The 11792-nt window shown below is 59.8% G+C and carries 10 protein-coding genes; 5 read left to right on the plus strand and 5 right to left on the minus strand.

The genetic code is table 11. The features are described from left to right. A partial coding sequence (locus tag PFH44_RS19500; RefSeq protein ID WP_283825868.1) for a DUF2157 domain-containing protein occupies nt 1-955 on the plus strand: 955 nt, incomplete at its 5' end. Here PFH44_RS19500 and nfsB read toward each other — a convergent pair. The 3 genes from nfsB to PFH44_RS19515 form a co-directional block, all read right to left on the minus strand. Then, entirely contained in the window at nt 952-1605 is a 654-nt protein-coding gene (gene nfsB, locus PFH44_RS19505) for an oxygen-insensitive NAD(P)H nitroreductase (protein WP_283825869.1), read from the minus strand. The genes PFH44_RS19500 and nfsB overlap by 4 nt on opposite strands. A gap of 139 nt (nt 1606-1744) precedes the next feature. After that, nucleotides 1745-2113: an MmcQ/YjbR family DNA-binding protein gene (locus PFH44_RS19510; RefSeq protein ID WP_041144479.1), complete on the minus strand. Its 369-nt coding sequence runs from the start codon at nt 2111-2113 to the stop codon at nt 1745-1747. Further along, complete coding sequence (locus PFH44_RS19515) at nt 2113-2694, minus strand: TetR/AcrR family transcriptional regulator (RefSeq protein ID WP_133596679.1); 582 nt, start codon at nt 2692-2694, stop codon at nt 2113-2115. The genes PFH44_RS19510 and PFH44_RS19515 overlap by 1 nt, the downstream gene beginning before the upstream one ends. Nucleotides 2695-2887: 193 nt before the next feature. Between PFH44_RS19515 and PFH44_RS19520 the strand changes: the two genes are divergently transcribed. Beyond that, complete coding sequence (locus PFH44_RS19520; RefSeq protein ID WP_045854373.1) at nt 2888-3988, plus strand: MBL fold metallo-hydrolase; 1101 nt, start codon at nt 2888-2890, stop codon at nt 3986-3988. Nucleotides 3989-4020: 32 nt separating this feature from the next. Next, a complete protein-coding gene (locus PFH44_RS19525) occupies nt 4021-4362 on the plus strand; it encodes a RamA family antibiotic efflux transcriptional regulator (RefSeq protein ID WP_041144482.1) in 342 nt (113 codons plus the stop codon). Nucleotides 4363-4398: 36 nt separating this feature from the next. Here PFH44_RS19525 and PFH44_RS19530 read toward each other — a convergent pair whose 3' ends face one another. Next, complete coding sequence (locus tag PFH44_RS19530; RefSeq protein WP_283825870.1) at nt 4399-6543, minus strand: TonB-dependent siderophore receptor; 2145 nt, start codon at nt 6541-6543, stop codon at nt 4399-4401. Nucleotides 6544-6697: 154 nt separating this feature from the next. Between PFH44_RS19530 and PFH44_RS19535 the strand changes: the two genes are divergently transcribed. Beyond that, nucleotides 6698-8320 (plus strand): alpha/beta hydrolase-fold protein, encoded by a 1623-nt coding sequence (locus PFH44_RS19535; protein ID WP_283825871.1) that lies wholly within the window; start codon nt 6698-6700, stop codon nt 8318-8320. Here PFH44_RS19535 and PFH44_RS19540 read toward each other — a convergent pair. Further along, nucleotides 8249-8497 carry a DUF1158 domain-containing protein gene (locus PFH44_RS19540; protein WP_045854375.1) on the minus strand — a complete coding sequence of 83 codons (249 nt, stop codon included), beginning with the start codon at nt 8495-8497 and terminating at the stop codon, nt 8249-8251. The two genes, PFH44_RS19535 and PFH44_RS19540, sit on opposite strands and share 72 nt — an antisense overlap. Nucleotides 8498-8995: 498 nt before the next feature. Between PFH44_RS19540 and PFH44_RS19545 the strand changes: the two genes are divergently transcribed. Next, a complete protein-coding gene (locus tag PFH44_RS19545) occupies nt 8996-11719 on the plus strand; it encodes a cation-transporting P-type ATPase (RefSeq protein ID WP_283825872.1) in 2724 nt (907 codons plus the stop codon). Nucleotides 11720-11792 lie beyond the last annotated feature (73 nt).

An 11792-nucleotide genomic window follows, 5' to 3' on the forward strand; every position in this document is an offset into this window, starting at 1 on the left:
GCTTTTAAACGCGCATCTGGTTCGTTCCCCCTTCGACTGGCAGCGCTTGAGCCGCTACGCCTTCTGGACGGCGCTGGCCTGCCTGCTCATTGCGCTGGGCAGCCTGTTCGCCGATAGCGACGCGATCGCCTGGCTGGTGAGCCTGTTCAGCGACTCGGCGCTGGCGCGTATTGCCCTGCCAACGGTGATTGCCCTGGCCTGTTATGCCTGGGGCTTTCGCCGCCAGCGGCGAGAAGCGCAGTGGCACTACAGCACCGAGGCGATCCTCTTTACAGGCGTTGTGTTTACCGCGGTGGCGCTCTGGCAGCTCGGCGTACGGCTGGATGACGGCAGCGGCCATATTGCCCCGCTGTTCCTCGCCGGCTGCGCGATTTACGGCGCCATTGGCTACATCGGCCGCTCCGGGCTGGTATGGCTATTTTTTCTGCTGGCGCTCGGCAACTGGTTCGGGGCGGAAACCGGCTATGTATCAGGGTGGGGCGCCTACTGGCTGGGGATGAGCTACCCGATTCGCTTCGTGCTGTTTGGCGGCGCGCTGCTGGCGCTCTGTTTTGCTCTGCAAAAGCGGCTGCGCCAGCGGCGGCTGTTTAGCGTCAGCAAGGCGACGGGCCTGACCTATCTGTTTATTGCGCTATGGATTTTGTCGATTTTTGGCAACCACGATCTGGATAGCTGGTACGGCCTTTCGCCGACGCAGCTGCTGCCGTGGGCGCTGCTGTTTGGCGTGGCGGCGGCTCTCTGTATCGCTATTAGCCTGAAAACCGATGACGGCATGCTGCGGGGGTTTGGCCTGACGTTCCTCGCCATAAATCTCTATACCCGCTTTTTCGAGTATTTCTGGGGGAGCATGCATAAGGTAGTGTTCTTCCTGATTCTGGCGGCGTCGCTGGCCGTGCTCGGCCGCTACGCGGAAAGAATCTGGCACGCCGGCGAGCGGCGTGCCGGGGGCGATTAAATCTCGGTAATGGTGGTTGCCTGCGGCAGGCGTGATTTTGGCAGCGCGGCGTTGAAATCTTCGACGCTATGATGGCCAACCGGCACCACCACCAGGCTGGTATAGCCCTGCGCCTTGAGGTCGAACTCAGCGTCCAGGATGGCGAAATCGACGCCTTCAATCGGCACCGCGTCGAGGCCCATTGCGGCGACGCCGAGCAGGAAGTTGCCGACGTTCAGATAGACCTGTTTGCCCATCCAGTGGCTGGCGTCGTTTAGATCTTTGCGGTGCATATCGGCGAAGAAGGTGCGGCCCTTGTGGTTACCCGCTTTGGCTTCCGGCGTCGCGAAGCGGCCGTCGGCCTCCTCCTGATCGACCACTCGCTCCAGCCAGGCATCGTCCATCTCGGTTTTGGCACAGAAAACAACCACGTGAGACGCATCGAGAATTTTACGCTCGTTGAACACGTAGGTGCCGCTGGCCGCCTTCGCCACCCGCGCTTTGCCTTCGTCGGTGCTGGCAACGATAAAGTGCCACGGCTGGGAGTTGGTGCTCGACGGGCTGAACTGCAGCAGCGTTTTCAGGTTTTCCGCCTGGTCTGCGGTCAGTTTTTTGCTGGCATCAAATGCCTTGGTGGAGTGGCCAAGCAGAAGACGGCATACGATATCCATAACTCTTCCTCAGGTTTAATCTCAAGATAATTTGAGTTTACAGCCCCTTACGGAGCGTTCAGTGAAGGAAGAGTACAGCGATGCCGGGGAAATGATAAGAGACAAAAATGCGATAACACTTATCGCGCTGCGCTGAAAATCATTCAGGGCGCAGCCGCTGCTGGACCTTTTTCGGCAGTTTGTTCACCACCTGGTTCCACGAATCGTCAATCAGCTCTGCCAGCAGATCTTCGCTGATATCGGCGCCGGGAACCACGGTAATCCAGTGCTTCTTGTTCATGTGGTAGCCCGGCTCAATGCTGCGATAAATCTCCTGATTCAGCAGTGATTTTTGCGGCTCGGCCTTGAGGTTCACCAGCGCCCGGCCGCGAACGTGGGTGGTCAGCATAAAAATGCGTCCGCCCACCTTGAACACGTCGTACTCCGGGCCGAACGGCCAGCAGTGCTCGGTAAACGGGTAGGTCAGCGCGATTCGCCGGGCGCTGTCGTGCAGTGAATCGGGAGTCATCAGGCGGCATCCTCATGCAGCGCCTGCCACATGGCCTCAAACCCGAGTGCGATCAGCTCCCTGGCGCGCTGCGGGTCGTGGCTGGCAAATTCGATGGTCGTTTCCGCCAGCGACAGAAACAGCGCGTCGCAGAAGGCGCGATAGGCATCGCTTTGGAAGATGGCCTTGATCGACAGCTGGCACATCTCGTTGAGCTCGGGGAACATCTCTTTAACGCGGGTGCGCGTTTCGTCGGTGATCCTTTCGCTAAGCGCCATCCGGCGGATGGCCTTGTTCTCCATCGGGTGGCGAATACCCCAGTCGATATAGCCGTTCCAGATGTTGCGCGCGTTCTCTTTTGGCCGCTTCTCGTTCGGCGTCAGCCCGGCCACCATCGAGGCAACCAGGCCGGTTTTGATAGAGAGGTACAGCTCGTTGAGCAGATCGTCCTTGGTGGCGAAATAGCGGAACAGCGTCCCCTCGGCAACCCCCGCGCTGCGGGCTATGGCCGACGTTGAGGCGGCAATACCTGACTGGGCGAAGGCGGCGGTTGCGGCCTCCAGTAACGCCTGCTTTTTATCTTCACTCTTAGGACGAGCCACTGCGCTTTACCTCACACGTAATTAAACCCGGATCTAAGCATGCCTGGTGATGGCACTGCAACGGTGTATGTCAAAAATTGAAAATCGTCTTGACGACTTTCGTCTTCTTCCTAATAATGAGTGCTTACTCACTCATAATCAAGTCTTATAGCAAAACCTTTGGGTCAGTCAGAGGGTTTCGCCTGGTCCGAATATGAACCGTGTCATCGTCAGCGTGGTCGCCATCATGTTATTAGCCTCAGCAACAGCTTTACCGTTTGTGTTAAATGCCGGGTTTGGTAAGGCGCCACAGGGCGCACAGCTTAGCCTCGTTGAACAATCGCCGCACTATCATGACGGCCAGTTTCACAACCAGCTGCCCACGCCGAGCTTTACCGGGCAGAAAAATATGCTGGCCGCGATGTGGGATTTTCTGGTGACCAAACGCGAAAACGCCAGGCCGCAGCAGCCGCTGCCGCTGGTTAATACCGATCTTGCCAGCCTTCCGGCGGGGGAGGACGCGATGGTGTGGCTCGGCCACTCCTCCTGGTTTTTGCAGCTGGCGGGCAAGCGTATCCTGATTGACCCGGTCTTCAGCAGCTATGCCGCGCCCTTTTCGTTTATCAACAAAGCCTTCCCGGGCGACTACCCGTGGCGCGCGGAGCAGATGCCGGAAATCGATCTGCTGATTATCTCGCACGACCACTACGACCATCTCGATTACGCCACCATCAGGGCGCTGATGCCGAAAGTTAAGCGCGTGGTCACGCCGCTGGGCGTTGGCTCGCACCTGCGCTACTGGGGAATGGACGGGGCGATTATCAGCGAAGCGGACTGGAACGAGTCGGTGAAGGTCAGCGATGAGCTCACCGTGCACGTTCTGCCGGCGCGTCACTTCTCCGGGCGCGGCCTCAAGCGCAATCAGACGCTGTGGGCCAGCTTTATGCTGGTGACGCCGCAGCAGAAAATTTACTACAGCGGCGACAGCGGCTACGGCCCGCATTTCAAGGCCATCGGCGAGCGGTTCGGCGCGGTAGATCTGGCGATTATGGAAAACGGCCAGTACGACCAGGACTGGAAATATATTCATATGATGCCGGATGAGACGGCGCAGGCAGCTGACGATCTCGGCGCTCGCGCGGTATTACCGGGACATGCCGGGCGTTTCGTGCTGGCAAAGCACAGCTGGGACGACCCCTATAAACGGCTGGCTGCGGCCAGTGAAAAGCGGGCATGGCGTTTGCTGACGCCGATGCTGGGCGAGCCGGTTTGGGTCGCCGATAAGACACAATCATTTAATGCCTGGTGGCGGTAATCGCCAGTGTGGTTTAAGAGGAGAGAGGACTTATGACTATTTCCGCTCAGGTGATTGAGACTATCGTCGGGTGGATTGATGACAATTTGCATCAGCCGCTGCGTATTGACGATATTGCTCGCCACTCCGGTTACTCAAAATGGCATCTGCAACGACTGTTTTTACAATATAAAGGGGAGAGTCTGGGGCGCTATATCCGCGAGCGTAAGCTGCGGCTGGCGGCGCGCGACCTGCGCGACACCGACCAGCGGGTTTACGATATCTGCCTGAAATACGGCTTTGATTCGCAGCAGACTTTTACCCGCATCTTTACCCGGACGTTTAACCAGCCGCCGGGCGCCTACCGCAAAGAAAACCATCACCGCGCGCATTGAGACGCATCCGCCGGGGGAGACCGGCGGATGCTTTTCTTACCAGGCGTAGTTGACCGTCGCCGTTACCGTCCGACCAATACCGTAGAAACAGGCGCTATCGCTGGCGCAGGATGCGACGTATTTGGTATCGGCGATATTGTTGACGTTGAACTGCACCTTCGCCCCCTGCAGGCGCGGGCTAAGCTCGCCTAGCTCATAGCTCACCATGGCGTCATACAGATCCACCGCCGGCACCTTGAAGGTGTTTTTGGCATCACCGTAGCTGGTGCCGATATAGCGCATGCCGACCCCGGCGGTCAGGCTTTTCAGCGCGCCGCCCGGCAGCGTATAGCTGGTGAACGCCGACGCCATATGCGTCGGGATGCGCGCCGGCGTTTTCCCTTCGGTTCCCGCCACGGTGGTGCTGACGGTTTCGGCGTCGGTCCAGGTGTAGGACGCAATCAGGTTCAGGTTGTCGAAGACCGTGGCGTGGGCCTCGGCCTCAATCCCTTTTGAGCGCACCTTGCCGCTGTTTTCAAACCATCCCGCCGCGCTGTTGTAGGTGGCGACGTTGCTCTGCGTCAGGTCGTACATCGCGAGAGTCATCAGCGCATTCTGGTTTGGCTGATACTTCAGGCCGACCTCCAGCTGCTTGCCCACGCTCGGGTCGAACGGACCTACCCCCGGCGCCCGGTTGGTTTGCAGGTTAGGTTCAAAGGAGGTGCTGTAGCTGATGTACGGAGAGAGGCCGAAATCAAAGGCGTAGAGCAGGCCGGTGCGCCAGGTGAACTTGCTGTCGTTTTTCTGGCTGCGGCTGGCGTCGGTAAAGTCGGTGGTTCGCACCTCCGCCCAGTCGTAGCGCCCGGAAAGCAGCAGCTCCCAGCTCTCCCAGCTCAGCTGATCCTGCAGGTAGACCCCCACCTGGTCGAGATTCTGCTGCTCGTCGCTGGCGGTGCTGAAGGTACTTTCGTCGACGTTAACGCCGTACGCCGGATGGCGCCAGTCGATATCGTACTGCGAGCCGCCGGCGCGGCCGAGGTACTGTTTATCCTTGCTGGTCTTATAGTCCAGCCCGCCGATGACGGTATGCGCCAGCTGGCCGCTGGTAAACTGCGCCTCAAGCTGGTTATCAATGCCGAACTCATCGGTCTGGCGCTCCTCGCGCTGGGCGCGGCGGGACAGTACCGAACTGTTGGCGTCGCTGGTGGTGTACACCAGATAGCGGTACTTCTGCTTGATGGTGGCGTAGCGGGCGTTCTGGCGCAGCGTAAAGGTGTCGTTGAGCTGATGCTCAAACTCATAGCCGATCATCGTTTGCTCGCGCCACGACTGGTCATAGTTAGGATCGCTGACGTTAAAATCGCGCGGAATATAGCTCCCCTCGACGCTGCTGACGGTGCCGTAGCGCGGGAGGAAGTTGCGGTAGCCGGCATCGGGATCTTTTTGATAGCTGGTGAGCAGCGTGAAGCGGGTGGCCTGGTTGGGATACCAGGTCAGCGCCGGCGCAATCGCCATCCGCGTCTCTTTGTAGTCGTCAACCTGGTTATTCTGCGTGCGGGCGATACCGTTCAGGCGATACAGCAGGCTGCCGTCATCGCTCAGCGGGCCGCCAAAATCGAAGGCGCCTTCAGCGAGATGGTTGTTGCCGGTGCGGAACTGCACCTCGTGAACCGGCTGGGCGGTGGGGCGTTTGCTGGTCATGCTGATAAGCCCGCCGGGATTGACCTGACCAAACAGCACCGAGGCCGGGCCGCGTACCAGCTCCACGCGCTCCAGCAGCCACGGATCGAAGGTGCCGGTTTGCGAGGAGGCGGTGGCGCCGTAGCTCAGGCCATCGAGATACTTTGGCACGTAGCTGAAGCCGCGCACGAAGACCTCGTCGTTGCGGTTGGACGACCCGCGATACTCGGTAAAGACGCCGGCGCTGTAGCGCAGCGCCTGGGATACCGAGGTGACGTCGAGGGCCTTCATCTGATCGCGGGTGACTACCGAGACCGACTGCGGGGTTTTGATAAGCTCGGCGGCGGTTTTGGTGGCCGAGAGCGTTTTTGTCGCCACGATGCCCTTCAGCGGCGCGGTAGGATCTTCCCCGCCGCCCGCGGTGACCACCAGCGTCTCCTCCGCCGCCTGCACCTGCCCCGCGCAGGAAGCCAGCGCCATACCCGTGACCCAGAGTTTAGTTATCTTATTATTGTTAAACATATTTTTAGCTACATCCTTGGTTTTAATTGCCATAGAAACCCGTTTTTCCGCTAAGGGAAAATGTAACGGTCATCACCAACCGCCCAGATGTTATTGCAAATCATTCCTATTTGCATTAGCGTTGTTAACAAATTCTTACAGGAATAATCGGGCAATGAAGATGGCATGGAGTGGTCTGCTGGTGGGGATGAGCGCGCTACCGGCGGCGGCAATGAACTGCGAGTCTCCCTCGCTGCAGGGAGAGCTGCAGGGAAAATTCGATGCCAGCGGTGAGGTCTGCTTCGACCTGCCGACGTTGGGGGAAAACTACGTCACCGCGACCCTCTCCGGCGTAACGGATGCCCGCCTGCTGGATGAGCACAACCGCCGCCTGCGCACGCTGCTGGCGGGCGGACCGGCGGACGGCGAGCAGACGGTGCTGTTTTCTCTGCCGGTTAACCGTCCCTCGGCGCTGGTGCTGCACGGCGAAGAGGGGGCCCGCTGGCGCTTTCAGTGGCGGATGAAGGAGACCACCGCGCTGGCAAAAAACCAGCCTCTGGACCCGGTTAGCCCGCGTCTGCAGCGTCTGATGCAGGAGCTGGCGGCGGGGGGCTCAACGGTGGGCTTCTGGCAGGAGCGCGAGCAGGAGGGAACGCCGATGGTTGAGGCGCTGGACGCCGGCCATAAGCGCGTTACCTTTCTGTGGCGCGGGGCGAGCCGCAACGTGTTTCTGCTGGGATCGCCGGCGGGGGATCACGATCCGCTGTTTCGTCTCGGCAGTTCCGACGTCTGGTTCCGCAGCTACGTGGTCCCGGCGGATACGCTGATGCAGTACAAGCTGGCGCCGGACGTGCCGGTGATTGACGGCAGCGCGCGCGATCAGCGGCGGGCAATTCTGGTCAGCGCCCAGGCCGATCCGCTGAATCCGCACAGCGTTAACGCCGCCCGCGATCGCTGGAACCGCTATTCGCTGCTGGCTCTCAACCCGGCGCGTTTCTGCACCCCGCAGCGGATGGCGCAGCCGCTGCGCTACGGCACCTTGACCCGCCATCAGCTCTACAGCGACTTTTTGCACAACAGCCGGGAGGTGACTCTCTATCGCCCGCGCCTGCCGCAGCCGGCGCGCTGGACCCTGATGCTGTTCGATGGCAAAACCTACCAGGATGAATACCACTTCGCCAACGTCCTCGATAGCCTGATCGCCAGCCACGCGCTGCCGCCGATTAACGTGGTGTTTATCGACAGCCTCGACCATCCGCGGCGGGCCAAAGAGCTGCCGCCCAATCCCTTCTTCGCCGACTTTATGGCCCACGAGCTGCTGCCCTGGCTGCGCCAGCAGGGGCTGAACCCGACCCGACAAAAAACCGTGGTCGCCGGTTCGAGCTACGGCGGCCTGGCCGCTTCATGGGTGGCGCTACGCTATCCGCGTCAGTTTGCCAACGTGCTCAGCCTGTCGGGGTCGTACTGGTGGGCGCCGAAGGGGGAGGAGGCGAGCTGGCTGACGCGGCAGTACCAGCAGTCGCCGCGCTATCCGGTGCGCTTCTGGCTGCAGGCGGGCAAGTTTGAGACCGCGGGGCCGGACGGCGGGATTTATGCCAATACGCAGGAGTTTGAGCGGGTGCTGCGCGACAAAGGCTATCGCGTCAGCTTCCACCCCTCCTCCAGCGGCCACGACTATGCCGCGTGGTGCGAGGCGCTGGTGGCGGGGATGCGCGATTTCACCGGACTAACGCTCAAGGGAAAACCAGCGGCGCCAGACCCAGCGCAGCACCAGGTATTCAATCGCGCCCAGCGCTAAAAACCACAGGCAAAACAGCAGGGTGTAGAACTGGTTGAGATCGAGCAGGTGAAAGGTCGCAACCAGCTTCTGCGCCAGCGTGAGCCCAAGGGAGGGGGCCGGCAGCAGCAGGCAGGAGAGCAGAGCCAGCAGCAGGATACCGGCAGCGGTGATCAGCGTTTCAAGCGGATGTTTCATTACTTGTTAATCGTCAGTTAAAAAACATATTGTCGGGTAAAATATTCTTTAACGCAATATGCTTTCATCGGCAATTATTTTCTCCTCTCTGTATTATATCTGATGCATCAATTTTAATTTTTCTGTTAATTTAAATCGATACTTTTGTGATTAAGTTAATAACACTTTAATGTAAATTAAAGTCATTATTATATCGTCGCTTTTACAAAACTATAGGTGCTATAGCCTACCAGTGTAGCGATAATGATAGCCAGCAGGATGTACAGCACCAGGCGGCGCCCGCGGTAGATTCCAAACATAATGGGCCTCGTTTAATATAGGTTTATTAATCTTCTGTAATAGTTGCTTTGAGAAACAACTTATCACATATTTTGAATTTTGCGAGAGATTAAAAATTTCCTCAGGGTCATTTCTCTCGCCCCGTGAAATTATAATATTTTATTGGCCAGAAATGATTTCAGGCTTTCCGCTTCACGGAATTTATAAGGAAAATTTATTTTGACCAAAAAGATAAATCCCCGTAATACGCCCCCTTCAGGGGAGGCCGCATCCCGTCAGGCTTATCAGCAGACCGTGGCTGAAGTTTTGGCGCAGCAAGAGAGTCATGCCGAGGGCCTGACCTCCGCCCAGGCAGCAGAGCGCCTGGAAAGCTGGGGCCCTAACGCGCTGCCGGAAAAGAAAGGCAAGCCGGGCTGGCTGCGCTTTCTCGCGCATTTTAACGACGTCCTGATTTTTGTCCTGCTGGCCGCCGCTGCGCTCACCGCGGTGATGGGTCACTGGGTGGATACGCTGGTTATTCTTGGCGTCACCGTGATCAACGCCCTGATTGGCCACGTGCAGGAGAGCAACGCCGAAAAATCCCTGCAGGGCATTCGCAACATGCTCGCCAGCGATGCGCGGGTGCAGCGCAACGGCAGGCATGAAACCGTGGCGACCCGCGAGCTGGTGCCGGGGGATATCGTCATTCTGCGCGCCGGCGACCGCGTCCCGGCGGATATGCGCCTGATTGAAACCCACAGCCTGCGGGTGGAGGAGGCGATCCTGACCGGCGAATCGACGGTGGTGGATAAGACCACCGACGCGCTGCAGGGCGAGCTGCCGCTGGGCGACCGTACCAATATGCTCTTCTCCGGCACCACCATTAGCGCCGGCGCTGGCGTTGGCGTGGTGACCGCCACCGGCCAGCAGACCGAGCTCGGCCATATCAACCAGATGATGGCGGGGATTGAGAAGCACCGCACGCCGCTGCTGGTGCAGATGGACAAGCTCGGCAAAGCGATTTTCGTCATCATCCTCGCGATGATGGCCGCGCTGTTCATCTTTAGCCTGGCGCTGCGCGACATCCCGCTTGGCGAACTGCTGCTGTCGCTGATTAGCCTCGCGGTGGCGGCGGTACCGGAAGGTTTACCGGCCATCATCTCGATTATTTTATCCCTCGGCGTACAGGCGATGGCGCGGCAGCGGGCGATTATCCGCAAGCTGCCGACCGTCGAAACCCTCGGAGCGATGACCGTGGTGTGCTCGGATAAAACCGGCACCCTGACGATGAACGAAATGACCGTCAAAGCGATCGTGACCGCCGACTGCTGCTACCGCGTCGAAGGCGACAGCTACGAGCCGAAGGGCGATATCTGCCTCGAAGGTAGCGACGAGCCGGTGCAGATTAAGCCGGGCAGCGTGCTGGAAAGCTGGCTGCGGACCATCGACCTGTGCAACGACAGCCAGATCATCAAGGACGAACGCGGGCTGTGGGGCATTACCGGCGGACCGACCGAAGGCGCGCTGAAGGTGCTGGCGGCGAAAGCGCAGCTGGCGCCCGTTGAGACGCGCCTGATTGCCAAAATTCCGTTCGACTCGCAGTACAAATATATGGCCACCCTGCAGCAGATTGGCGACGAAGAGCGGGTGCTGATGACCGGCGCGCCGGACGTTATCTTCGCCATGTGCCGCCAGCAGATGAGCAAGCAGGGCGCGGTGCCGTTCGACCTGCAGTACTGGGAAGATGAGATGGCGCGCTTCGCCCGCCAGGGCCTGCGCATGGTTGCCGCCGCCGGCAAGCCGGCGACCGCCGGCAGCACGACGCTGACCCACGATGATCTGGGCGAAGGCATGGTGTTCCTCGGCATCGCCGGGATGATGGACCCGCCGCGTCCGGAGGCCATCGAGGCCATTCACGCCTGCCAGAACGCGGGGATCCGCGTGAAGATGATCACCGGCGATCACCCGCAGACGGCGATGAGCATTGGCCAGATGCTGGGGATCACCAACAGCAGCCAGGCGATGACCGGCTACCGTCTGGAGCACATGGATGACGCCGAGCTGGCACAAGCCGCCGTCGAGTACGATATTTTCGCCCGTACCAGCCCGGAGCACAAGCTGCGGCTGGTGAAAGCCCTCCAGGACAGCGGCGAAGTGGTCGGGATGACCGGCGACGGCGTCAACGACGCGCCGGCGCTGCGTCAGGCCGACGTCGGCATCGCCATGGGGATCAAAGGGACGGAGGTCACCAAAGAAGCCGCCGATATGGTGCTGACCGACGACAACTTTGCCACCATCGCCAGCTCGGTCAAAGAGGGGCGTCGGGTCTACGACAACCTGAAGAAGACCATCCTGTTTATCATGCCCACCAACCTGGCGCAGGGGCTGCTGATTATCATCGCCCTGCTGGCGGGGAACATTATTCCGCTGACGCCGGTGCTGATTCTGTGGATGAACATGGCGACCTCCGCCACGCTCTCCTTCGGCCTCGCCTTTGAAGCCGCCGAGCGCAACGCCATGAACCGTCCGCCGCGTAAAACCGGGCAGCACGTGATGGACGCCTTTGCCGTCTGGCGGGTGGCGTTCGTCGGCACGATGATCGCCGTCGCCGCCTTTATCCTTGAGGCCTGGCTGGCGCCGCGCGGCCACAGCCCGGAGTTTATCCGTACCGTGCTGCTGCAGATGCTGGTGACCGCCCAGTGGGTGTATATGATCAACTGCCGCAGCAGCGACAGCTTCTCGCTCAACATGGGCCTGCTGCGCAATAAAGGTATCTGGCTGGTGAGCGGCGTGCTGCTGCTGATGCAGCTGGTCATCATCTACGTCCCGCTGATGCAGACGATGTTCGGTACCGAAGGGCTGCCGCTGCGCTACTGGTTCGTCACTCTCGCCATCGGCGTGGCGATGTTCCTGGTGGTGGAGGTTGAGAAGCGCCTGACCAGCCGTTGGCGTAAAACCGCCTGAACCTTCGCGCCCTTCCCCGCCGGGAGGGGCGCGATAACGTCAGCAAGGAATTCCCCCTATGAAAAAAATGTTC

It is taken from the genome of Klebsiella sp. Ech2A (assembly GCF_030078455.1).
GTDB lineage: Bacteria > Pseudomonadota > Gammaproteobacteria > Enterobacterales > Enterobacteriaceae > Klebsiella > Klebsiella terrigena.

Bases quoted from the DNA above. Each gene is read 5' to 3' on its own strand.
- nfsB (WP_283825869.1), bottom strand. From the start codon at position 1,605: ATGGATATCGTATGCCGTCTTCTGCTTGGCCACTCCACCAAGGCATTT.
- PFH44_RS19530 (WP_283825870.1), bottom strand. From the start codon at position 6,543: ATGTTTAACAATAATAAGATAACTAAACTCTGGGTCACGGGTATGGCG.
- PFH44_RS19540 (WP_045854375.1), bottom strand. From the start codon at position 8,497: ATGAAACATCCGCTTGAAACGCTGATCACCGCTGCCGGTATCCTGCTG.
- PFH44_RS19520 (WP_045854373.1), top strand. From the start codon at position 2,888: ATGAACCGTGTCATCGTCAGCGTGGTCGCCATCATGTTATTAGCCTCA.
- PFH44_RS19510 (WP_041144479.1), bottom strand. From the start codon at position 2,113: ATGACTCCCGATTCACTGCACGACAGCGCCCGGCGAATCGCGCTGACC.
- PFH44_RS19535 (WP_283825871.1), top strand. From the start codon at position 6,698: ATGAAGATGGCATGGAGTGGTCTGCTGGTGGGGATGAGCGCGCTACCG.
- PFH44_RS19525 (WP_041144482.1), top strand. From the start codon at position 4,021: ATGACTATTTCCGCTCAGGTGATTGAGACTATCGTCGGGTGGATTGAT.